A 22,992-nucleotide genomic window follows, 5' to 3' on the forward strand; every position below is an offset into this window, starting at 1 on the left:
CCGGGATGACGGCGCGGTTCCGTCGATGGCATGAGTGCCGTGGACAGGGGCGTCAGTCGCTGACGCCCTCTTGCCCTTCGATCGCCATAAGCGTCGCGGTCAGCAGCGCGACGAGCTTCTCCTGCCCGCCGCTCTGCGCGAACACCTTGGCCTGGGCGAGCGTCAGCGTCCGGCCGCTCTTCACGACCTCGCCGCGCGCGATGATCCGATCGCCTATGGCTGGCGCGACCAGATTGATCTTGAACTCCGTCGTCAGCACGCCGCGCCCGGGCGGCATCAGGCTCAAGCCCGCATAGCCGGCGGCGGAATCCGCGATGGCGCTGACGGCGCCGGCATGGACGAAGCCGTGCTGCTGCGAAACGGCCGGGCCCGGTATCAGGATGATCTCGACCTTGCCCGGTGCGACCGCACCCAGGCTGGCCCCCAGCGTCGCCATCAGGCCCTGCTTGGCGAAGCTCGACCGGATGCGCTCCTCGACATCGACGCTGCGCAGCTCGGAGGGCATTCCGTTCTCTCCGGGATGGGGGCTAGATCCGCTCGCCTTCGAGGGCCCAGGCGCGCACCAGCGTGTTGGCAATGGCGATATGCTGCGGGCAGGCGAGCCCGTCGGGGTGCTTGCCCTCCAGCATCTGCAGCACCTCCGCGCGCAGGAACCAGCGGCCCTCTTCCAGCTCGGTCATGTCGAGCGTGATCTCGTCGCCGAGCGATTCCGCAATGCAACCCATCATGATGGAGGAGGGGAAGGGCCAGGGTTGCGAGGCGAGGTAGCGGACATTGCCCACCCGGAGCCCGGCCTCTTCCCAGCTCTCGCGCCTGACCGCGTCTTCGATCGTCTCGCCCGGCTCGACGAAGCCGGCAATGCAGGAATACATGCCCGGCGCGAACCGCGCCTGTCGTGCCAGCAGGCAGGCATCGCCGCGCGTCACCAGCATGATCACGACCGGATCGGTGCGCGGGAAATGCATCGCGCCGCAGGATGTGCATTCGCGCCGCCAGCCCGAGGCTCCGGCAACCGTTTTGCCGCCGCACTGGGCACAGAATCGGTGGCGGGCATGCCAGTCGAGCACGGCTTTCGCCTCGCCGAGCGGCCCGACCTCGTCCTCCGGCACGATGCGCTTCAGCGCGACCGAGCGCAGATCGGTGACGAACAGCTCGGCCCGCTCCTTCAGCGGCTCGGCCAAGGCCTTGTCGAGCAGGCGCCCGAAGCGCGGCGACCCGTCCTCGGCCATCCCCATGAAGATTTCCTCAGTGGCCGGGCCGAGCATCTCGGTCTCGCCATGGCTGAACCAGACCGTGAGCGCCTCGCCGTCGAGGCGCTTCAGGATCGGCGTTTCGCCGGCGACCACCGCGATCCGCGTATCCGAGCGGTGGCGGAGCGCCGTCACCGCATCGGGCTTGTTGCGCAGGTCTTCGCGCCGGTCGAGCCGGTTGATCGCGAAGCCGGTGAGGGAGGAGCGTTCGCGGCGGGGCAGGGCGTCGTTCATGCTTCGGGTCTAAACCCGCTCAGCCCTGCCGCGCAAGCGCGTCTCACGCCTCCCCGCGCCCGCGCAGAAGGTGGATGATACCGGAGAAATCCGTACCGCCTTCGCCCCAGGCATTGTGCAGCCCGAAGAGCTGCGCGGCGGCCGCGCCGAGGGGGGTCGAGGCGCCCGCCGCCTGCGCCGCTTCCTGCGCCAGCTTCAGGTCCTTCAGCATCAGTGCCGAGGCGAAGCCCGGCTTGTACTCGTTGTTGGCCGGCGAGGTCGGCACGGGGCCGGGCACCGGGCAATAGGTCGTCAGGGACCAGCACTGGCCGGACGAGGTCGAGGCGACGTCGAACAGCGCCTGGTGCGACAGGCCGAGCTTCTCGCCGAGCACGAAGGCCTCGGAGACGCCGATCATCGAGATGCCCAGGATCATGTTGTTGCAGATCTTCGCCGCCTGTCCGTTGCCGGCGCCGCCGCAATGCACGATCTTGCGGCCCATCCTGGCGAGGATCGGCTCGCCCTTGGCGAAGGCGTCCTCCGTGCCGCCGACCATGAAGGTCAGCGTCGCGCCCTTGGCGCCGCCGGTGCCGCCCGAGACCGGGGCATCGAGCGAGAGGCAGCCGCGCTCCGCCGCCAGCGCATGCGCCTTGCGGGCGCTCTCGACATCGATGGTCGAGGAATCGATCAGCAGCGTGCCGGGCTTCACCGCCGGCAGGATATCGGCCCAGACCGTGAGGACATGCTTGCCGGCCGGCAGCATCGTGACCACGACTTCCGCCTCGGCCACAGCCTCCTTCGCCGAACCGGCGATGCCGACGCCCATCTCGGCCGCGGCATCCTTCGAGGCCTGCGCGAGATCGAAGGCTTTGACGATATGCCCGGCCTTGACGAGGTTCCCGGCCATCGGGCCGCCCATATTGCCGAGGCCGATGAAGGCGATGTTGGTCATGCTGCGTTTCCTCCCGTCGTTCTTGCTGTCATCCCGGGCCGCTCGAAGAGTGGACCCCGGATCGTCATCAGAAAAAGGCGCCTTCTCGTCTTGCGATCCCGGATCGCCTTCGGCGTCAGGGATGACACCCTTTGCGTCAGTTCCCCTTAGCCCGCCCCACCAGCCCGCGCGCCACGATCATCCGCATCACCTCGTTGGTTCCTTCGAGGATCTGGTGGACGCGCAGGTCGCGGACGATCTTCTCGATGCCGTAATCGGCGAGATAGCCATAGCCGCCATGGATCTGCAGGGCGTGGTTGGCGACTTCGAAACCGGTATCGGTGGCGACGCGCTTGGCCATGGCGCAGAGCTTGGTCGCATCCGGCGTCTTGGCGTCGAGGGCAGCTGCCGCGCGCCAGAGCAGGCTGCGGGCCGCCTCCAGCTCGGTCGCCATGTCGGCGAGCTTGAACTGCAGGGCCTGGAAGTCGGCGATGGCCGAGCCGAAGGCTTTCCGCTCCTTGGCATAGGCGAGCGAGCGGTCGAGCGCGCCTTGTGCGCCGCCGAGCGAGCAGGCGCCGATATTGAGCCGGCCGCCGTCGAGCCCGGCCATGGCGATCTTGAAGCCGATGCCCTCCGGGCCGAGACGGTTGGCCACCGGCACGCGGCAGTTCTCGAAGATCACGGCCCGCGTCGGCTGGGCATTCCAGCCCATCTTCTTCTCGTTGGCGCCGAAGGAGAGCCCGGGCGTGTCCTTCTCGACGACGATGGTCGAGATGCCGCCGGGGCCGGCCTCGCTGGTGCGCGCCATCACGACATAGATGTCGGAAACGCCGGCACCGGAGATGAACTGTTTCTGCCCGTCGAGGACATAGTGGTCCCCGTCCAGCACCGCCTTCGTCTTCAGCGCCGCGGCATCCGAGCCCGCGCCGGGCTCGGTCAGGCAGTAGCTCGCCAGATGCTCCATCGTGCAGAGCTTCGGCAGAAATTGCTGCCGCTGCTCCTGTGAGCCGTAGCGGTCGATCATCCAGGCGCACATGTTGTGGATCGAGATATAGGCCGCCACCGTCGGGCAGCCGGTCGACAGCGCCTCGAAGATCAGCGCCGCGTCGAGCCGGGTGAGGCCGGAGCCGCCGACATCATCCCCGATATAGATGCCGCCCATGCCGAGCGCGGCAGCAGCGCGCATCTCCTCGATCGGGAAATGCTTCTCCTCGTCCCAGCGCGCCGCATGGGGGGCCAGGGTCTCTGCAGCGAAATCCTGCGCCATGTCGCGGATGGCGATCTGGTCCTCGGTCAGGGAAAACGGGCTCAAGGCTTGCGCTCCTGCTGGCTGGGGGCGACGGGCCGCGGCTTCGCGGCCTGAGGTCTTTGGGGCTGCGGATAGGCCCCGTCATAAGCGCCGGTGCGGCTGCGATGCGGGGACCGCGGCGAATCGAGCGCCACGAAATCCTGCTCCGTGGCCGGTTCCCCGGTCTTGCCGACGAAAACGCGCGGTCCCTTGTCTGTCACCACCACGTCGCCATAGGCGACGTCGCCGGTTCTGATGAAGGTTTCGACGGTCACCGGCGCGGCCGAGCGCGGCGCCCGGCTGGCCGTTGCGGCACGCTGATGCTCCCTGTCCGCGACCGCCTGCTCGTGGAACAGCCGGTTTCTTTCCCGCGCCGCCTGCAGCCGCTCCTGCCAGAGCTGGCGGCAGCGGGCGAGCTGCGTCTCGGTGAGGGGCGCGTTCTCCGCTGCGCCCGGTTCGCAGAGCGCATCCTCGGCAGGGGAAGCGGGGCCGGTCGCGAGGGCCTGCCCCATGCCGCAGAGGAGGGCGAGCGACGTTGCGATAATGCGCAGCGGTCGCTCCATGGCCTCCTCCGTCGGTGGCGCCTCAGTTCATCGTCGGGATGACGAAGCTCGCACCATCCTTGATACCGCTCGGCCAGCGCGCCGTCACCGTCTTGGTCTTGGTGTAGAAGCGGATCGAGTCCGGGCCGTGCTGGTTGAGGTCGCCGAAGGAGGAGCGCTTCCAGCCGCCGAAGGTGTAATAGGCCAGCGGAACCGGGATCGGCAGGTTGATGCCGACCATGCCGACCTGGACCTTCGAGGCGAAATCGCGCGCCGCATCGCCGTCGCGGGTGAAGATCGCGGTGCCGTTGCCGTATTCGTGGTCGTTGGTCAGCTTCAGCGCCTCTTCATAGGTGTCGGCACGCAGCACCGAGAGCACCGGCCCGAAGATCTCTTCCTTGTAGATGCGCATGTCCTTGGTGACGTTGTCGAACAGGCAGCCGCCGACATAGAAGCCGTTCTCGTAGCCCTGCATCTTGAAGTCGCGGCCGTCGACCAGGAGCTTGGCGCCTTCCTGGACGCCGACATCGACGTATTGCTTGATCTTCTCCATCGCCGCCTTGGTCACGACCGGGCCGTAATCGGCATTGACGTCGGTCGAAGGGCCGATCTTGAGGCTCTCGACGCGCGGGATCAGGCGCTTGACCAGCTCGTCGGCGGTCGCCTTGCCGACGGGAACGGCGACCGAGATCGCCATGCAGCGCTCGCCGGCCGAGCCGTAGCCGGCGCCGATCAGGGCATCGACCGTCTGGTCCATGTCGGCGTCGGGCATGATGATCATGTGGTTCTTGGCGCCGCCGAAGCACTGGACGCGCTTACCGTTGGCGCAGCCGCGGCTGTAGATGTACTCCGCGATCGGGGTCGAGCCCACGAAGCCGACAGCCTTGATCTCGGGATTGTCGAGGATGGCGTCGACCGATTCCTTGTCGCCGTTGACGACGTTGAGGATGCCGGGAGGGCCGCCGGCCTCGATGAAGAGCTCGGCGAGGCGCATCGGCACGCCCGGGTCCCGCTCGGAGGGCTTCAGGATGAAGGCGTTGCCGCAAGCGATCGCGGGGCCGAGCTTCCAGAGCGGGATCATCGCCGGGAAGTTGAACGGCGTGATGCCGGCGCAGACGCCGAGCGGCTGGCGCATCGAGTAGATGTCGATGCCCGGGCCGGCGCCGTCGGTGTACTCGCCCTTCATCAGGCCGGGGACGCCGAGCGAATATTCGATCACCTCGACGCCGCGCTGGATGTCGCCCTTGGCGTCGGGAATGGTCTTGCCGTGCTCGCGGGCGAGGAGTTCTGCGAGCTCGTCATTGTTCTGCGCGATCAGGTCGAGGAACTTCATCAGCACGCGGGCGCGGCGCTGCGGATTGGTCGCAGCCCATTTCGGCTGCGCCTCGGCGGCGTTCTGCACGGCGGCGTCGAGTTCGGCGGTCGAGGCGAGGGCGACCTTGCCGATGATCGTGCCGTCCATCGGCTGGTAGATGTCGGCCGTGCGGCCCGAGGTGCCCGCGACATGCTTGCCGCCGATGAAATGCCCAACCTGACGCATCGCGCCCTCCCTACGAACTGATGGTGCGTTGATCTTGTCACCTCCCTACCATTCTCGTTTGCGCACGGCTATAGCGAGAGCGAAACGCTGGTCGTGCGAAAACACGAATATGGGAGAGAGCCTTGGAGCGCTTCGACTGGGACGACCTCCGCTTCTTTCTGGCCGTGGCGCGTTCCGGTCGCCTGACTGCAGCCGCGCGTCGGCTGGGCGCCGACCACGCCACCGTCTCGCGCCGCATCACCTCGCTGGAGGAGGCGCTGAAGGCCAAGCTCTTCGAGCGCCGCCCGCAAGGCTACACGCTGACCGCCCATGGCGAACGCCTGCTCGCCAAGGCCGAGAGCATGGAGACCGAAGCGCTGGCGATCCAGAGCGATATCGGCGGTGCCGATATGGCGCTCTCCGGCACGGTCAGGATCGGCGCGCCCGACGGCTTCGGCACCTCGTTTCTGGCACCGCGTCTGGCGCTGTTCGCGAAGTCCTATCCGGGTCTGGAAATCCAGCTCATCGCCATGCCGCGCCTGCTGTCGCTGTCGAAGCGCGAGGCCGATGTCGCGATCACGCTGGCGCCGCCCAAGGAGGGCAAGGTCGTCGCCCGCAAGCTCTCCGACTATCGCCTCGGGCTCTATGCTTCGCCGGAATACCTGGCCGCGATGCCGCCGGTGACGAAGCCTGAGGATCTCTTCGAGCACCGCATCATCGGCTATATCGACGACCTCATCTTCTCGCCGGAGCTCGACTATCTCGACGAGGTCGCCAAGGGCCTGCGCGCCCATGTCCAGAGCTCCAGCGTCATCGCCCAGATGAACGCCGTGACGGCGGGCGCCGGCATCGGCGTGATCCATCACTTCATGGCCGAGGGCGAGAAGCGGCTCGTGCCCGTCCTGCCCGAGACGGTCTCGATCACGCGTTCCTTCTGGCTCTTGGTCCATGCCGACCTGAAGGACGTCGCGCGGGTGCGCGCGATCGTCGATTTCATCGTGCGCGAAGCGAAGGCCTCGCGCGCCCTCCTGATGGGTGAGCCGAGGGCCGAGCCACGCATCGCGGCGGAATAGCGCAGGCCTGTCAGGCGGCGGACCGGACCCTGTCGCGACCGTCCTGCTTGGCGACGTAGAGCGCCTCGTCCGCCTGGCCGAGACAGGTTTCAAGCATGGCGTCGGGTGCGAGCGTCGCGACGCCGATCGAAACGGTGAGCGGCAGGGTGTCACCGTTGATGATGAGGGGAGCACCCGCGATGGCAGCCCGGATATCGTCGCACAGGCGCTCGGCCTCGGCGAGATCGGCGCCCGGGAAGATGATCGCGAATTCCTCGCCGCCGATCCGGGCAAGCAGGTTGAAGCCGCGCTCGGCCATGGAGCTCAGCGTCCGCGCGACGGCTATCAGCGCCTTGTCGCCGCCATCATGGCCGTGACGGTCGTTGAGCCGCTTGAAATGGTCGATGTCGAGAATGGCGACCGAGATCGGCAGGCCCATCTCGCGCGCTTCGCAGACGAGCTGCCGGCCGCGCGCGAAGAAATGGCGGCGGTTGAACAGCGCGGTGAGGAAGTCGCGCGCCGCGAGATCCTGCAATTGGCGGAGCTGGTCGAGAACCTCGACATTGGAGGCGATGCGGCATTGCAGCTCTTCCAGCACGAAGGGCCGCGAGACGAAGTCATGCGCGCCGGCCTTGAGGAAGCCTGCCGAGGTCTGCCGGTCGGTCGATGAGGAGATGCCGAGCACACGCACGTCCGGACGTTGTCTGCGGATGCGCCGGGCCAGCTCGAACCCGTCCATGTCGGGCATGTAATAGTCGCTGACCACGAGCTGGATGTCGGGATTGCTCTCCAGGATCGTCAGCGCTTCCTGTCCGGACCCGGCTTCGACCACGGCATATTGCTGGATCGACAGCATCCGCGCCAGCACCTTGCGGGTGGTGCGGGTGTCGTCGACGACGAGGATGCGGGTATTGCGGTTGTTCAGCGCCCGCTTGACCGTGCCGACGATGTTGGGGAGGGCGAATTCATTGTCCTTGAGGACGTAGTCGATGACCTCCCGCTCCATGATCCGGCCGCGCGTGGCGAGATCGAAGGTCGCGGTGAAGACGACCGAGGGGATGCCGTGCGTCACGGTCCAGTCGAGCGCCTCGCCGCGCGGCGCGTCGGGCAGGTTCAGGTCGACCACGGCAATCGCATAGGCGCCGGGCGCCGCGACGATGAGGTCGCTGACCTCCTTCAGCGAAGCGCAGGTCGTGACAGGCAGTCCGGTCTCGGCCTGGAGGAGCTGCCGCAGTGCGAGCGAGAAGGTTCGCGAGTCCTCGATGACGAGGATCTGGCGGTCGTCCGGTACGGGCTCCGGCCTGGCCTGCAGAGTCTGATGGGCACTCATGCTCCATTTAGGGCGCCTGCAAGTTTAATTTTCCGTCACATCTGCCCGTCAGACCCGCGTCCGGGCGTTAAATTCGCCAGGGCAGGATGTTGTGCTGCCGGTTACGGCCGATCAGGTCGAGCGCCAGCATCACGAGGAGAATGACCGCACAGGCGCTGATCGCGACCGCTGCCGCCTCGCCGGCGAGGCCCGCTTCCTTGAGGCTGAACAGCACGACGCCGAGCGTCTCCGTCCCCGAGGACCAGAGCAGGGCGGAGACGGTGAGCTCGTTGAAGGCGATGAGGAAGACCATCAGGGCCGAGACGGCCGCTGCCGGCGCCAGGATCGGGGCAACGATGAAGCGCAGCATCTGTGTGAGGCCGGCGCCGTCGAGCTTGGCGGCATCCTCGTGATGCGCCTCGATCTGGGCCATCGCCGCGACCGGCGCTTTCAGTGCCAGCGGCAGGAAGCGGGCGAGATAGGCGAAGAGGATGATGAAGGGCGTGCCGTAGATGCTGACGCCGATCAATGGCAGCGGCTTCAGGAAGATCAGGATGCAGGCGATGGCGAGCACGATGCCCGGCAGGGCATAGGGCAGTTCGATCATCAGTTCGACGGCGCGCCGGAGCTTGCCGAGCCGCCGCTCCAGCGCATAGGCGAAGACGATCGCGAGGATGGCGAGGATCAGCGCTGCGCTGCCGGCGAAGATGAGCGAGTTGCGAAAGGCGCGCATGGTCACGGCCTGCCGGAACAGAACCTCCGCGAACTTGTCGAAAGTCAGCGTCTGCCAGGAGAGGGCGACGCCAAGCGCCGGCGTCAATGCTTCGCTGAGGAGCGCGAGCAGCGGCAAGCCCAGCTTCAAGGTGAGCAGCAACCATAAGCCCGCTGCGACGAAGGGGCGGGCCGGGCCGAGCAGCCAATAGGGCTCGAGTGGGCGCTCGATCTCGACCTTGCCGCGCTGGTTGCGGGCGGCAAGCGCCGCCGCGACGATGCCGAGCGCCGCGACCACGCCGACGAGTACGGCGAGAGCCGCCGTCTCGCCGAGGCTCGACGGGCCGAAGCTCGACAGCCGGCGATAGATCAGCGTCGGCAGCGTGAGATAATTCACGGGCAGGCCGAGCAGGGCGGGAATGCCGAAATTGCCGACGCCCGCGACGAAGGCGATCAGCCCGGCGGCGATGATCTGCGGCCGCAGCACCGGGATCACGATCCGGGTTGTAATGGTCGCGGGCGCGGCGCCTTCCATCTGCGCCGCCTCGACCAGCGATTGCGGAATGCTGCGCAGGCCGGTCCAGAGCGTGATCGCGACGAGCGGCGCATGATGCAGCGCCATGACGAGGATGATGCCGCCACGTCCGAGCAGCGGGTTCGGCGTGCCCGGCGGCGGCGCGAGACCGATCAGCGACAGGATGGGCGAATTCGGCGCGAGCAGGCTCAGGAAGGCGAGCGCCGCCACCTGCGGCGCGATCATCATCGAGAAGACGAAGGCGAAGGCGAGCGGGCGCTTGCCCCTGACATCGGTGACGCCGAGCGCCAGCGCGACGATGCCGCCGACAAGGAGCGCGCCCAGCGCCGAGAGCGAGGCCGTTTCCAGCGTGTGCCAGGTCGCGGTGACAGCCGCGCGGCTCGTCATCTCCGCGAAGGCCTCGCCCGGCGCGAATTGCCAGCCGGGGGTGAAGGCAGCCACGACCAGCCGGAAGAAGGGCAGGCCGCCGAGCAGCAGCGCGACCGCGACGACGAACGCCGGCAGGCCCCAGCCTTCCGGCAGGCGCAGACGCGAAACCGGCGGGGCCGCGATTGCGGACTCCCGCCGGCTGTTTCGGGCAAGGGCCAGCGTCATCGCGCCGGCCGCTGCGACAGCAATTTCGTCATCACTCGAAGATCGAACCGAAGCGCTTGCGGGCAGCGGCCTCCTCGGTCAGCGCCTTGGCGGCGTCGAAGGCCATCAGCTTGATCGCGCTGCGGGCGGGATAGCCGGCCGGCAGCGCGACGTCCGGATGCGCGGCGACATAGCCCTGCTTCAGCGCCAGCTCCTGGCCCTCCTTGGAGAGCAGGAAGTCGATGAAGGCCTTGGCGGCTTCCGGGTTCTTGCTGCTCTTCAGGATCGCGACCGGCTCGCTGACGGCCGAGACGCCCTCGCTCGGGAAGACGAACTCGACCGGCGCGCCCTTGGCCTTCTCGCGGATCGGCATGAAGTCGACGATCATGCCGTAGAGCTTCTCGCCGGTCGCGACCTGGCGCAGGATGTCGCCATTGGCGCCGGCGGCCAGCGTGCCGTTCTCCCGGAGCTTCTCGTAGAAGCCCCAGCCGTCTCCGAGATTGCTGGTCAGCGTGATCGTGTGGATCAGCGCCGCGCCCGAGTTCAGCGGGCTCGGCATGGCCAGTTGGTTCTTCGCCTCAGGCTTGACGAGGTCCGTCCAGCTCGTGGGCTTCATCGCCGCCTTGGTGTTGTAGACGATGCCGGTGGTGATCAGCTTGGTCGCGAACCACATCTTCTGCGGGTCGTGGATGCCGGCCGGATAGGCGCCGAGATCAGCCTTGTCATGGGCGAGAAGCCGCCCGTCCTTCTTCAGGCCTTCCATGGTCACCGCATCGGCGATGAGCAGCACGTCGGCCTGCGGGGCGCCGGCCTCGAACTCGGCCTTGAGCTTCGCCGTGACGCGCGGCGTGCCGTCACGCACGAAGGAAACATCGACCCTGGGGTATTTCGCCTTGAAGGCGTCGATCGTCTGCTGGGCGTCGGTATTGGGCTGGCTGGTATAGAGCACCAGCTTGCCCTCAGTGGCGAGGACCTGCGGCGCGGCGGCGAGGCCGGCGGCAAGGATGAAGGCGCTCAGGGCCTTGCGCTGCATGTCGGAACTCCATCTTTCGATCGCGATTGCGAGATGGCGCTGCCGGTAGTCCCGGCACATGACAGTTCCATGAAAAGGCTGCCGGTTTCCACGCTTCCGGTCGCTTGCGCACTCTGGAACTAGCAATACTATTTGGCGGGGATCACCCGGCTTGTTTCGTGCGGGGCTTTTCGATTAGGGTCGCGGCAAGACGATCATAAGGTCGCTTTAAAACGGTTTAAACGGGAGGATATCGGATGAAGCTGGTACGGCATTTTGCCATGGGAACGGCTGTCGCGGCGGTGGTCGCGGGCTGGTCCGGCGCCGCCATGGCGCAGGAGACGCTGACGGCCTGGTTCACCAAGGGCTTCTACAAGGGCGAGGACGACGCGCTGCTCGCCGTCGTCGACAAGTTCCAGAAGGCGACGGGCGTCAAGGTCGAGCTCTCGCTCTACGCGACCGAGGACTGCGTCACAAAGTCGGTCGGCGCGGTCGATGCCGGCACCCCGCCGGATGTCGGCTTCTGCACCACCTATGATTTCCGCACCACCGGCAAATGGGCCTATGACGGCAAGCTCGAGGACGTCTCGGACGTGATCGAGCCGCTGAAGTCGGAGTTCCAGCCGATGGCGCTCTCGACCACCTTCCTGATGAACGGCAAGGCCGGCAAGAAGTCATACTATGCCTTCCCGGTCGAGCAGCAGATGATGCACATCACCTACTGGAAGGACATGCTGGAGGAGGCCGGCTTCAAGGAAGCCGATATCCCGAAGACCTGGAACGGCTACTGGGATTTCTGGTGCGACAAGGTCCAGGGCGCGATGCGCGCCAAGGGCAAGCGCGTCTATGGCATCGGCCACCCGATGGGCATTGCGGCCTCCGATACCTTCTATTCGTTCCTGACCTTCGCCAATGCCTATAACGCCAAGGTCGTGGACGAGAACGGCAAGATCGTGCTCGACCAGCCCGAGAACAAGAAGGCGATGGTCGAGGCGGTGAAGTCCTACGCCAACATCTTCCAGCGCGGCTGCACGCCGCCCTCCTCGGTGAACTGGCTCGATCCCGACAACAACGTCGCCTTCCACAACCGCACCACCGTCGCCACGCACAACGCCACGATCTCGATCGCCGGCAAGCACATGGACGACATGAACAACCAGGCGCTCACCGCCGAGCAGCGGGCGACGGCCAAGAAGAACTACGAGGACAACATCCGCACCGCCGAGTTCCCGCTCAAGGCCGACGGCAGCAAGATGACCAACCTCGCCGCCGTGAAGACCGCGGTGATCTTCGCCGAGGCCAAGAACAAGAAGCGCGCCAAGGAGTTCATGGCCTTCTTCATGAAGGACGAGAACCTGCGGCCCTTCGTCGAGGGCTCGGCCGGCCGCTGGGTGCCGACGACGCTGAAGGCGATCGAGGCGCCGTTCTGGTCCGATGGCAAGGACCCGCATCGCGCGGTGGTCTACAAGCAATACAAGGACGGCACCGTGCCGTTCCAGTTCGTCTACAACTACAATTTCACGACCGTGAACGCCGAGAACGTCTGGGCCAAGGCGGTGAACCGCGTCGTCCAGGACAAGATCCCGGCCGAGCAGGCCGTGGACGAGATGATCGCCCGCATCAAACAGATCGCCGGCTGACCTCCGCGCTCGTTTTGCTTGCATCGACGACCCGCCGCGGCAATCCTTGCCGCGGCGTATCTTTCACAGGATGACAATTCGACGGAGAGTCCATGAGCTCAGCCGCCATGACCGCGCCGCTTGCAGCACCGCGCGAGGATGCATCGGGCTTCACGCGTGATCGCGCGATGTGGGGAGCCATCATGCTGGCCCCCTACGTGCTCGTCTTCGCCGTCATGGTGGTCTACCCGGTGGCCTACGGCCTCTGGCTCGGCCTCAACTGGAATTCCTACCGGGCGCTCTTCGCCGACCCGATCTTCATCCGCACCGTCGTCAACACGATCATCTTCCTGTTCGTGGCGGTGAACCTGAAATTCCTGATCGCGCTCATGCTGTCGGGCTTCTTCGTGCAGCAGCGGGCCTGGATCCGCATCGTCCTGGTGCTGTTCATCCTGCCCTGGGCGGTGCCGTCGATCCCGACCATCCTGTCCTTCCGGGTGATGCTGAACCCCGAGAACGGCATGCTGAACCAGCAGCTCTTCCAGTGGTTCGGCATCATGGAGGGACCGGGCTGGCTCACCGATCCCAAGCTCGCCTTCATCTCCTCGATCTTCGTCCATATCTGGAAGTCGCTGCCGTTCTGGACGCTGATTCTGATCACCGGCCGGCTCGCCATCGCGCAGGACCTCTACGAGGCCGCCAGCGTCGACGGCGCCAATCGCTGGCAGCAATTCCGCTTCATCACCTGGCCGTCGCTGGCGACGCTCTACGTCACCTCGACCATGCTCTCGATGATCTGGACGCTGGGCGACTTCAACAGCGTCTACCTGCTCACCGGCGGCGGGCCGGGCGACCTGAACCATGTGCTGGCGACGCTCGGCATCCGCTACATGCGCAACAACAATCTCGATCTCGGTATCGCCTCGATCATCGTCGCCATGCCGCTGATCCTGCCGATGGTCTTCGTGATGGTGAAGCGCCTGTCGAAGGGGCCGGACGCATGAAGAAGTTCCTCGACGAAGGCAAGTTGCTGCTGGTCGCGGTCCCCGTCCTGGTCTGGACGCTGCTGCCGATCTACCACCTGTTCGTGCTGTCGATCTCCAACCAGGAATCGATGCTGGCCGGCAAGCTCTGGCCCGACCAGCCGACGCTGCAGAATTTCCAGATCGTCTTCGCCCAACAGCACTATTACCTGCACAATTTCTGGCGGCAGATGTTCAACAGCTTCTTCATCGCGGTGGCGACGGGGCTGATCACGCTCTTCGTCGCGACCTTCGCGGCCTTCGCCATCGCGCGCCTCAAGGTGAAGGGCGGGCGCACGATCATGAACCTCGCGCTCGCGACCTACCTGATCCCGGCCGCCTTCCTCGCGATCCCCATGTACAAGGCGATGGGCTCCTACGGCCTGCTCAACACGCAGGCCTCGCTGATCCTGGCGATGGTCGCGCTCGCCTCGCCCTATGCGATCTGGGTGCTGAAGCAGGCTTCCGACAAACTGCCGAAGGAACTCGACGAGGCCGCGGTGATGGACGGCGCGACCTCGATCCAGCTCTTCCGGCTGGTCTATCTGCCGCTGATGAAGCCCTCGATGGTGGTGATCGGCATCTACGCGCTGCTGCTCGCCTGGAACGAGTATCTCTACGCCTTCCTGCTGCTCTCCTCGGAGAAGGCGGTGCCGCTCGCGGTGGGCCTCGGTCTCTTCCTCTCGGCCGATGACGCGCCCTGGAACCTGCTGATGGCGGCGGGCCTGCTCTATGCCATCCCGCCGGCGGCGATCTACTACCTGTTCCGCAAGAACATGGTCGGCGGCTTGACCTCGGGCGCGGTGAAGAGCTGAGGCTGGCGGCGCGCGCCATTCTCGGGCGAAGCGCAGCTTCGACCCGAGAATCTCGGGCTGGAAAGGGCGCTTCTCCTCCAAGAGATGCCTGGGTCAAGCCCGGGTATGACGTGCGGCTTCAGGCGGCGTCAGCTCGCCGCATGGCCGGATTGCTTCATCGCTCTCGCAATCGCAGCGAACAGGCGCCACAGTGAATGCGTTACGACAAGACGAATTGCCGAGGATAGACCGATGACCGCCTCCAAGCTCGACCAGCTCCGCCAGATGACCACCGTCGTCGCCGATACCGGCGACATCGAGGCCGTGCGGCGCCTGAAGCCCGTCGACTGCACCACCAACCCGACCCTGATCCTCAAGGCGGTGGAGACGCCAGCCTACAGCGATCTCGTCGACGAGGCGATCGGCTGGGGCAAGAAGCAGGGCGGCGGCGAGAAGGCGGTCCATGCCGTCTGCGACCGCCTCGCCGTGAGCTTCGGTGCGGAGCTGACCAAGATCGTCCCCGGCCGGGTCTCGACCGAGGTCGATGCCGATCTCTCCTTCGACACGGAAGCAACCATCGCGAAGGCGCGCGCCGTCATCGCCGCCTATAAGGAACGCGGCGTCGAGAAGGACCGCATCCTCATCAAGATCGCCTCGACCTGGGAGGGCCTGCAGGCCGCCAAGGTGCTGCAGGGCGAGGGCATCGACTGCAACCTGACGCTGCTCTTCGCTCTGCCGCAGGCGGTTGCGGCGGCCGAGGCGAACGCCTTCCTGATCTCGCCCTTCGTCGGCCGCATCCTCGACTGGCACGTCAAGGCCGGCGGCGGCCCCTACACCGCCGAGACCGATCCCGGCGTGGTCTCGGTCAAGAGCATCTACGCCTATTACAAGGCCTTCGGCATCAAGACCGTGGTGATGGGCGCGTCCTTCCGCAACACCGGCGAGATCGAGGCGCTGGCCGGCTGCGACCGCCTGACCATCGGACCGGGCTTGCTCGACGAACTCGCCGCCGCGACCGGCGACCTGCCGCGTCGCCTCTCGCCGGCCGCCTCGCCGCAAATGGAGGGGGGTGTCAGCAGGAAGCTCGGCTTCGACGAGAAGGCCTTCCGCTTCGCCATGAACGAGGATGCGATGGGGACCGAGAAGCTGGCGGAGGGCATCCGCGGCTTCGTCAAGGACCTGCGCGGCCTGCGCAAGCTCGTCGCCGCCAAGCTTGGCTGAGGCGATTTCCGGCTGAGCGGCAGCGTGGTCTGATCTGCCGCTTTGCGGCAGATCATTGACGCGGGCCTCGGGCAGGCCTCTGATGGATCGATGTCCTGACGAGGCCGCCCCGGCTGTCGCGGCCCGCCCAACCGGAGTCGGCCATGACCACCCCCGCAGAATCCGCGCCCCGCTCGGGCTCCTCGCTCGCCACCCATCTCGTCCCGCTGCGGCGCAATTCCGGCTGGTTGATGGCGGCGGGCATCGCTCTCGTCATTCTCGGCGTGCTTGGCCTTGGCGCGGTTGCGCTGCTCAGCCTCGCCAGCGCGATCTGGTTCGGCGCGATGATCCTGGTCGGCGGTGTCGTCGTGCTGATCGACGCTTTCCGGCATCAGGGCTGGAAGAGCCGCCTGCTGCACATCCTCATCGGCCTGCTTTATGTCGCAATCGGCCTGCTGACTTTCGCCAATCCGCTTCTTGCCACGGCTTCGCTGACGCTGCTTGCCGGCGCGGCGCTCGTTGCGACCGGCGTGCTGCGCCTCGTCGTCGCCTTCCAGAACCGGGAATTGCCCGCCTGGGGTTGGATCGCCTTTTCGGGCGCGCTGTCGCTGCTGCTCGGCGGCATGATCCTGGCCCAATGGCCCGGTTCGAGCCTCTGGGTGCTTGGCACCTTCTTCGCGGTCGAGTTGATCTTCCAGGGCTGGGCCGCGATCGCGCTGGCCCGCGCGATCCGCTCGACCTTCGATGGCGTGAAGCCGCGCTGAGTCCTGTCGCTTACTCTGCTGCTTCGGCTGTCACGGCAGCCTTGATCGGCGTACCGAGGTCGCTGAATCGGGCGCGTCCGCCGGCAGCTGCCGTCTGCAATTGCTGCTTCCAGCCCTTGGCATCGTTGCCGCCGAGCGCGACGAAATCGGCCGGGCGCGAGGCATCTGCGTCACGGCCCTGATAGACCATCACGCCCCGCGCGGTGACGACGATGTCGCCGCGCCGCAGCGTCGGGTCCTTCAGGTACCAGTGCTTGTCGGCCTGGGGATCGAGCTGGACGACGGGCGGCTTCGGCTTCGATGAAACCTCCGGCGCCGGGGCTCGGGCGCGCGGCGCCCGCATGCGCGGCTCGTCGTCATATTCGTAGATCGGGGAAGCCCGCAGGCGCGGGCCGCCACCGAACAGCGCGCGAGCGAGATCGTCGAACAGGCCGGCCGCCTCGGCCGCGGGCGCGGCGGCCACGAGGAGTGCCGCCGCGAGTCCGAACCGCGCCATCCCGTTGCGTGCCATCGCCTTGCCCTCCGCTACCACCAGCTCAACGCTGAATGGTCGCGAAAGGTTCGGTTCAGGTTCACGGACGAGGTTAAGATGCTCGTCCGGGACGTTTACTTTTTGGCTTGCGCCGCGAAAGCCTCGGCCCGGATCGTCGAGAGCGACTTCGCCGGGGTGATCGCCTCGGGGTCGAGCAGGCAGTGGATGATCGCCGGCTTGCCGCTCTTCACCGCGCGTTCGAAGGCCGGCGCGAACTCCGAGGTCTTCTCGACGCGCTCGCCATGGCCGCCGAAGGCCTTGGCATAAGCCGCGAAGTCGGGGTTCTTCAGCGTCGTCGCCGAGACGCGGCCGGGATATTCGCGCTCTTGATGCATGCGGATCGTGCCGTACATGCCGTTATCGACCACGACGACGATGACGGGCAGATCGTATTGCACGGCCGTCGCGAAATCCTGGCCGTTCATCAGGAAGCAGCCGTCGCCCGCAAAGGCGATGACGGTGCGCTCCGGGAAGATCCGCTTGGCGCCGATCGCAGCCGGCACGCCATAGCCCATCGAGCCGCAGGTCGGGGCGAGCTGCGTCGCGAATTTGTTGAAGCGGTGGAAGCGGTGCACCCAGGTCGCGTAATTGCCGGCGCCATTGCAGAGGATGGCGTCGTCGGGGAGCTGGCTGCGCAGCCAGCGCACCATCTCGCCGGGGTGGAACTCGCCGGGCACGGGCGCCGGCTGCTCGCTCCAGGCGATATAGGCTTCATGCGCGGCCGCACCGGCGCCCTTCCAGGCCGGAGCCTTCGGCGGCTCGATCGTCTTGAGCGCGGCGCAGAAGCCGGCCGGCGAAGCGTTGATCGCCAGCGTCGGCCGATAGACCCGGCCGAGCTCTTCCGGATCGGCATGGACATGCACCAGCGGCCGGCCCGGATTGGGAATGCCGAACAGCGTGTAGGACTGGCTCGGCATTTCCGACAGGCGCCCGCCGACCAGCAGGACGAGGTCGCTCTCCTTGATCCGGGCGAGCAGCTTCGGATTCGGGCCGATGCCGAGATCCCCGGCGAAGTTCGGATGATCGGCCGGGAACAGCATCTGCCGGCGGAACGAGACCGCGACCGGCAGGTCGAAACGCTCGGCGAAGGCCTGGAAATCGGCGATCGCTTCCGGGCTCCAGCGCGAGCCGCCGAGGATCGCGATCGGCGACTTGGCCGCTGCGAAGCGCTGGGCGAGATCGGCCATCTGCGCCGGGGCAGGGTGCTGCTCCGTAACCTGATAGGGCTCGGCATCAGCGACATCCGCGAGGTCCGTCAGCACGTCCTCGGGCAGCGCGATCACGACCGGGCCCGGCCGGCCCGAGGTCGCGACATGGAAGGCGCGGCTGATGATCTCCGGGATGCGCGCGGCATCGTCGATCTCGGTCGCCCATTTCGTCATCGTGCCGAACACGGCGCGGTAGTCGAGCTCCTGGAAGGCTTCGCGCTCGCGCATGCTGCCGTCGATCTGGCCGACGAAGAGGATGAGCGGCGTCGAGTCCTGGTCGGCGATATGGACGCCGGGCGAGGCATTGGTGGCGCCGGGGCCGCGCGTGACGAAGCAGATGCCGGGCTTGCCTGTGAGCTTGCCGGCGGCTTCGGCCATCATGCAGGCGCCGCCCTCGGCCCGGCAGATGGTGACCTTCATCGAGGCGTCGTGCAGCGCGTCGAGCACGGCGAGATAGCTCTCGCCCGGCACGCAGAAGGCGTCGGTGGCGCCGTGGATCAGAAGCTGGTCGACGAGGATCTGCCCGCCAGTGCGATTAGCCATGCTGCGGCCCTCCCCAGGCCGGGTCGTTCAAGATGTCGTCGGTATGTTCGCCGAGCCTTGGGCTCGGACGTCCCGCCACCTGCCGCACGCCGTTCATGACGATCGGCGAGGCGACGGTCGGAATGCTGCCCGCCTTCGCCGCTGCGCTCGGCAGGTCGACCCTGACGCCGCGCGCGACGATCTGCGGGTCGGCGAAGACCTCGGCGATATCGTTGATAGGGCCGGCGGGCACGCCGACCTTCTCCAGCGCGGCCAGCAGATCGAGCTTGGCATAGCGCTGGCAGAGCAGGTGCAGACGCTCCGTCAGTGCGACGCGGTTCTTCACGCGCGACTTGTTGTCGAGGTAATCGGGATGGTCGGCCAGCGCCGGCTCGCCCAGCACTTCGCAGAGCTTGCGCCACTGCCCGTCATTGCCGGTCGCGATGATGATATGGCCGTCCGCGACCGGGAACACGTCATAGGGCACGATGTTCGGATGCGCGTTGCCGAGCCGCGGCGGCGGGTTGCCGCCGACGAGATAGTTCATCGCCTGGTTGCCGAGCACCGCGACCTGCGAGTCGAGCAGGGCGAGGTCGAGCGTCGCGCCTTCGCCGGTGGCGTCGCGCTGGCGCAGGGCCGAGAGGATGCCGACCGTGGCATAGAGCCCGGTATAGATGTCCGCGACGGCATAGCCCGCCTTCATCGGTGCACCCGCCGGCTCGCCGGTGATCGACATCGCCCCGCCCATGCCCTGCACTAGGAAGTCGTAGCCGGCGCGCGGCGCGTAGGGGCCGTCCTGCCCGAAGCCGGTGACCGAGCAATAGACGAGGCGCGGGAACTCCTTGCGCAACGAGGCCGCATCAAGCCCGTATTTCGAGAGGCCGCCGACCTTGAAGTTCTCGATCACGACATCGGCATGGGCGGCGAGCTGCCGGACCAGTGCCTGCCCCTGCGGCGTGCGGAAATCGGCGGTGATCGAACGCTTGCCGCGATTGGCGGCGTGGAAATAGGCGGCGGAGAGATGCTCGTCGCCAGTGCCCTCGACGAAGGGAGGGCCCCATTTGCGGGTATCGTCGCCTTCCGGCGCCTCGACCTTGACGACATCGGCGCCGAGATCGGCCAACAACTGGCCGATCCAGGGACCTGCAAGGATGCGCGCCAGTTCGAGAACGCGCAGGCCGGCGAGGGGAGGGGATTGAGACATCATCGTATATCCGCGCCGTCATCCCGGCCGGAGCGAAGCGCAGAGCCGGGATCCATGCCTGAACGCTGATCGGCGATGCTCTGGCATGGATCCCGGGTCGACCTGCGGTCGCCCGGGATGACGCGGAGGGTGTCGGAAGGGCTCAGAAGAACGCCTGCAGGCCGGTGATCGCCCGGCCAAGGATCAGCGCATGAACGTCATGCGTACCCTCATAGGTGTTCACCGTCTCGAGGTTCGCGGCGTGGCGCATCACATGATACTCGATCTGGATGCCGTTGCCGCCGTGCATGTCGCGGGCCTGGCGGGCGATGTCGAGCGCCTTGCCGCAATTGTTGCGCTTGACCAGCGAGATCATCTCCGGGGCCATCTTACCGTCGTCGAGCAGGCGCCCGACGCGCAACGAACCCTGCAGGCCGAGCGTGATCTCGGTCAGCATGTCCGCGAGCTTCTTCTGGTAGAGCTGCGTCTGGGCGAGCGGCTTGTTGAACTGCTTGCGGTCGAGCCCGTACTGGCGGGCGCGGTGGAAGCAATCCTCGGCGGCGCCCATCACGCCCCAGGAGATGCCATAGCGGGCGCGGTTGAGGCAGCCGAACGGACCCGACAGGCCCGAGACGTTCGGCAGCAGGTTCTCTTCGGGAACGATGACGCCGTCCATGACAACCTCGCCGGTGATCGAGGCGCGGAGCGAAAGCTTGCCGCCGATCTTCGGCGCGGAGAGACCCTTCATGCCCTTTTCGAGGATGAAGCCGCGGATCTGGTTGTCATGCGCTGATGATTTCGCCCAGACGACGAAGACGTCGGCGATCGGCGAATTCGAGATCCACATCTTGGATCCCGTCAGCTTATAGCCGTCGGCGACCTTCTCGGCGCGGGTCTTCATCCCGCCGGGATCGGAGCCGGCATCCGGCTCGGTCAGGCCGAAGCAGCCGACCCATTCGCCCGAGCCGAGCTTGGGCAGGTACTTCTTGCGCTGCTCCTCGCTGCCATAGGCATAGATCGGGAACATCACGAGGGAGGACTGCACCGACATCATCGAGCGATAGCCCGAGTCTATGCGCTCGACCTCGCGGGCGACGAGCCCGTAGGAGACGTAATTGGCGCCGGCGCAGCCGTACTCCTCGGGGACGGTCACGCCGAGCAGGCCGAGCTCGCCCATCTCGTTGAAGATCGAGCGGTCGGTCTTCTCGTCGAGATAGGCGTCATGGATACGCGGTGCGAGCTTCTCCTGCGCATAGGCGCGGGCCGTGTCGCGGATCAGCCGCTCGTCCTCGTTCAGCTGCTCGTCGAGCAGATAGGCATCGTCCCAGGTGAACTTCGCGAGCTTGTGGCTGCCGGCCATGGTGTTCGTCTCCCTCAGATTCCAGAACCGTCATTTCGGGGCTTCGCGGAGCGAAGAGCCCGGAATCCAGAACCGCGGAACAGAATCCAGATCAGTGGATCGGTTTGTCCCTCTCGGGGAGGGCGTCGGTTCTGGATTCCGGGCTCGCCGCTCACGCGGCGCCCCGGAATGACGGCAGTGTTTCCTATCGACCGGTCACGCGTCCAGGTCGAAGCTGACGCCCTGCGCCAGCGGCAGCGTGGTGCCGTAGTTCACGGTGTTGGTGGCGCGGCGCATATAGGCCTTCCAGGCGTCGGAGCCGGCCTCGCGGCCGCCGCCCGTCTCCTTCTCGCCGCCGAACGCGCCGCCGATCTCGGCGCCCGAGGGGCCGATATTGACGTTGGCGATGCCGCAGTCGGAACCCTCGTCGGAGACGAAGAGCTCGGCCTCGCGCATGTTGAGCGTGAAGATCGAGGAGGACAGGCCGGCGCCGACCGCGTTCTGGATCGAGATCGCCTCGTCGATGGACTTGTACTTCATCACATAGAGGATGGGCGCGAAGGTCTCGCGCTCGACCGGGCCGCACTGCTTGGGCATCTCGACCAGTGCCGGACGGACATAGAAGCCGCCGGAACCGACATCGACCTTCTCGCCGCCATGGACCTTGCCGCCCTCGGCCTTGGCCTCGGACAGCGCCTTCTGCATGCCCTGATAGGCGGCCTCGTCGACCAGCGGGCCGACCAGGACGCCGGCCTCGCGCGGATCCCCGATCTTCACCGAGCCGTAGACCTTGGCGAGCTTCGGCACGAGCGCGTCATAGACGCTTTCATGCACGATCAGGCGGCGTAACGTGGTGCAGCGCTGGCCGGCGGTTCCCATCGCCGCGAAGGCGATGCCGCGCAGCGCGATGTCGAGATCGGCCGAGGGAGCGACGATCGCGGCATTGTTGCCGCCGAGCTCCAGGATGGCGCGCGCGAAGCGAGCCGCCAGCTTCTGGCCGACTTCCTTGCCCATGCGGGTCGAGCCGGTGGCCGAGACGACCGGGACGCGATGATCCTGGACCAGGATGTCGCCGAGCTCGCGGCCGCCGATCAGGACCTCGGAAAGGCCGATCGGGGCCTCGGGGCCGAAGCGCTTCATCGTCTTCTCGACGATGGCCTGCACGGCGAGTGCGGTGAGCGGGGTCTTCTCGGAGGGCTTCCAGACGACGCTGTCGCCGCAGACGAAGGCGAGCGCCGCGTTCCACGACCAGACCGCGACCGGGAAGTTGAAGGCCGAGATCACGCCGCAGATGCCGATCGGGTGCCAGGTCTCCATCATGCGATGGTTCGGGCGCTCGGTGGCGATGGTCAAGCCGTAGAGCTGGCGCGACAGGCCGACGGCGAAGTCGCAGATGTCGATCATCTCCTGGACCTCGCCGAGGCCCTCGGAGGTCACCTTGCCGGCTTCGAGCGTCACCAGCAGGCCGAGATCGGTCTTGGCGGCGCGCAACTCCTCGCCGAGCAGGCGGACGAACTCGCCGCGGCGCGGGGCCGGCACCTTGCGCCAGGCGAGATAGGCGGATTGGGCCCGGCCGATCGCGGCCTCGGCTTCGCCCGGAGTGGTCTCGCGCAGCGTGGTCACGGTCTCGCCGGTGATCGGCGAGCGGGCCGAAAGGCCGGCATCGGCATAGGCGCTCTCGGAGACGCCGAGGCGCTTGAGCAGGGCGAGCGTGTCTTTCGGCAGGGATGTGGCCATCTTTAGTCTTCCAGCGGTCGCGAGCGGGTGCCCAAGGGCGCATGACGTAAAAGCGCGGGAACCGGAGGCCGCCGCGCTTGAGGCCGGCAGAATGCCCTCTTTCATGGCGCGACGGCAACCGATATGTTCTCACCACT

The 22,992-nt window shown here is 66.8% G+C and carries 20 protein-coding genes; 6 read left to right on the plus strand and 14 right to left on the minus strand.

The window, feature by feature from the left end; genetic code table 11:
* Nucleotides 1–52 precede the first annotated feature (52 nt).
* The 6 genes from ACFJGT_RS03395 to ACFJGT_RS03420 form a co-directional block, all read right to left on the minus strand.
* Nucleotides 53–505: a PaaI family thioesterase gene (locus ACFJGT_RS03395; protein WP_377845880.1), complete on the minus strand. Its 453-nt coding sequence runs from the start codon at nt 503–505 to the stop codon at nt 53–55.
* 22 nt (nt 506–527) lie between these two features.
* Nucleotides 528–1,484, minus strand: coding sequence for an NAD(+) diphosphatase (gene nudC / locus ACFJGT_RS03400; RefSeq protein ID WP_377845883.1), 957 nt, complete (start codon nt 1,482–1,484; stop codon nt 528–530).
* Between the two features lie 43 nt (nt 1,485–1,527).
* Nucleotides 1,528–2,415, minus strand: coding sequence for a 3-hydroxyisobutyrate dehydrogenase (mmsB, locus tag ACFJGT_RS03405; protein WP_377845885.1), 888 nt, complete (start codon nt 2,413–2,415; stop codon nt 1,528–1,530).
* Nucleotides 2,416–2,551: 136 nt separating this feature from the next.
* On the minus strand, nt 2,552–3,706 hold the full coding sequence (locus ACFJGT_RS03410; protein WP_377845887.1) for an isobutyryl-CoA dehydrogenase: 1,155 nt from the start codon (nt 3,704–3,706) through the stop codon (nt 2,552–2,554).
* Nucleotides 3,703–4,245 (minus strand): hypothetical protein, encoded by a 543-nt coding sequence (locus ACFJGT_RS03415; protein WP_377845889.1) that lies wholly within the window; start codon nt 4,243–4,245, stop codon nt 3,703–3,705. The genes ACFJGT_RS03410 and ACFJGT_RS03415 overlap by 4 nt, the downstream gene beginning before the upstream one ends.
* A 22-nt stretch (nt 4,246–4,267) precedes the next feature.
* Entirely contained in the window at nt 4,268–5,764 is a 1,497-nt protein-coding gene (locus ACFJGT_RS03420; RefSeq protein WP_377845891.1) for a CoA-acylating methylmalonate-semialdehyde dehydrogenase, read from the minus strand.
* A gap of 122 nt (nt 5,765–5,886) precedes the next feature.
* Between ACFJGT_RS03420 and ACFJGT_RS03425 the strand changes: the two genes are divergently transcribed.
* Nucleotides 5,887–6,816: a LysR family transcriptional regulator gene (locus ACFJGT_RS03425; protein WP_377845893.1), complete on the plus strand. Its 930-nt coding sequence runs from the start codon at nt 5,887–5,889 to the stop codon at nt 6,814–6,816.
* Nucleotides 6,817–6,826: 10 nt separating this feature from the next.
* Here ACFJGT_RS03425 and ACFJGT_RS03430 read toward each other — a convergent pair whose 3' ends face one another.
* From ACFJGT_RS03430 to ACFJGT_RS03440, 3 genes are all read right to left on the minus strand, one after another.
* Nucleotides 6,827–8,125 carry a diguanylate cyclase gene (locus tag ACFJGT_RS03430; RefSeq protein ID WP_377845895.1) on the minus strand — a complete coding sequence of 433 codons (1,299 nt, stop codon included), beginning with the start codon at nt 8,123–8,125 and terminating at the stop codon, nt 6,827–6,829.
* 67 nt (nt 8,126–8,192) lie between these two features.
* A complete protein-coding gene (locus tag ACFJGT_RS03435) occupies nt 8,193–9,944 on the minus strand; it encodes an ABC transporter permease (RefSeq protein ID WP_377845897.1) in 1,752 nt (583 codons plus the stop codon).
* A 31-nt stretch (nt 9,945–9,975) separates the two neighbouring features.
* Nucleotides 9,976–10,956: an ABC transporter substrate-binding protein gene (locus tag ACFJGT_RS03440; protein ID WP_377845899.1), complete on the minus strand. Its 981-nt coding sequence runs from the start codon at nt 10,954–10,956 to the stop codon at nt 9,976–9,978.
* A gap of 236 nt (nt 10,957–11,192) precedes the next feature.
* On the opposite strand from ACFJGT_RS03440, the gene ACFJGT_RS03445 reads away from it, so the two are divergent.
* From ACFJGT_RS03445 to ACFJGT_RS03465, 5 genes are all read left to right on the plus strand, one after another.
* A complete protein-coding gene (locus ACFJGT_RS03445; RefSeq protein WP_377845901.1) occupies nt 11,193–12,575 on the plus strand; it encodes an ABC transporter substrate-binding protein in 1,383 nt (460 codons plus the stop codon).
* Nucleotides 12,576–12,682: 107 nt separating this feature from the next.
* On the plus strand, nt 12,683–13,558 hold the full coding sequence (locus ACFJGT_RS03450; RefSeq protein ID WP_377848910.1) for a carbohydrate ABC transporter permease: 876 nt from the start codon (nt 12,683–12,685) through the stop codon (nt 13,556–13,558).
* A complete protein-coding gene (locus ACFJGT_RS03455; RefSeq protein ID WP_377845903.1) occupies nt 13,555–14,391 on the plus strand; it encodes a carbohydrate ABC transporter permease in 837 nt (278 codons plus the stop codon). The genes ACFJGT_RS03450 and ACFJGT_RS03455 overlap by 4 nt, the downstream gene beginning before the upstream one ends.
* A 231-nt stretch (nt 14,392–14,622) precedes the next feature.
* A complete protein-coding gene (gene tal / locus ACFJGT_RS03460; RefSeq protein WP_377845905.1) occupies nt 14,623–15,591 on the plus strand; it encodes a transaldolase in 969 nt (322 codons plus the stop codon).
* Nucleotides 15,592–15,734: 143 nt separating this feature from the next.
* Nucleotides 15,735–16,334 carry an HdeD family acid-resistance protein gene (locus ACFJGT_RS03465; protein ID WP_377845907.1) on the plus strand — a complete coding sequence of 200 codons (600 nt, stop codon included), beginning with the start codon at nt 15,735–15,737 and terminating at the stop codon, nt 16,332–16,334.
* Nucleotides 16,335–16,344: 10 nt separating this feature from the next.
* Here the strand turns inward: ACFJGT_RS03465 and ACFJGT_RS03470 are convergent, their stop codons facing one another.
* The 5 genes from ACFJGT_RS03470 to ACFJGT_RS03490 all read right to left on the minus strand — a co-directional run bounded on the left by ACFJGT_RS03470 (nt 16,345) and on the right by ACFJGT_RS03490 (nt 22,855).
* The gene (locus ACFJGT_RS03470) at nt 16,345–16,845 is read right to left on the minus strand and encodes a hypothetical protein (RefSeq protein WP_377845909.1); all 501 of its coding nucleotides are present in this window, start codon (nt 16,843–16,845) and stop codon (nt 16,345–16,347) included.
* A gap of 95 nt (nt 16,846–16,940) precedes the next feature.
* Nucleotides 16,941–18,617 (minus strand): thiamine pyrophosphate-binding protein, encoded by a 1,677-nt coding sequence (locus ACFJGT_RS03475; protein WP_377845910.1) that lies wholly within the window; start codon nt 18,615–18,617, stop codon nt 16,941–16,943.
* Entirely contained in the window at nt 18,610–19,803 is a 1,194-nt protein-coding gene (locus ACFJGT_RS03480; protein ID WP_377845912.1) for a CaiB/BaiF CoA transferase family protein, read from the minus strand. The genes ACFJGT_RS03475 and ACFJGT_RS03480 overlap by 8 nt, the downstream gene beginning before the upstream one ends.
* 139 nt (nt 19,804–19,942) lie before the next feature.
* A complete protein-coding gene (locus tag ACFJGT_RS03485) occupies nt 19,943–21,139 on the minus strand; it encodes an acyl-CoA dehydrogenase (RefSeq protein ID WP_377845914.1) in 1,197 nt (398 codons plus the stop codon).
* Nucleotides 21,140–21,334: 195 nt separating this feature from the next.
* The gene (locus ACFJGT_RS03490) at nt 21,335–22,855 is read right to left on the minus strand and encodes an aldehyde dehydrogenase family protein (RefSeq protein ID WP_377845916.1); all 1,521 of its coding nucleotides are present in this window, start codon (nt 22,853–22,855) and stop codon (nt 21,335–21,337) included.
* Nucleotides 22,856–22,992: the final 137 nt, after the last annotated feature.

The sequence above is a fragment of the Allobosea sp. UC22_33 genome (assembly GCF_042700715.1).
Taxonomy (GTDB): domain Bacteria; phylum Pseudomonadota; class Alphaproteobacteria; order Rhizobiales; family Beijerinckiaceae; genus Allobosea.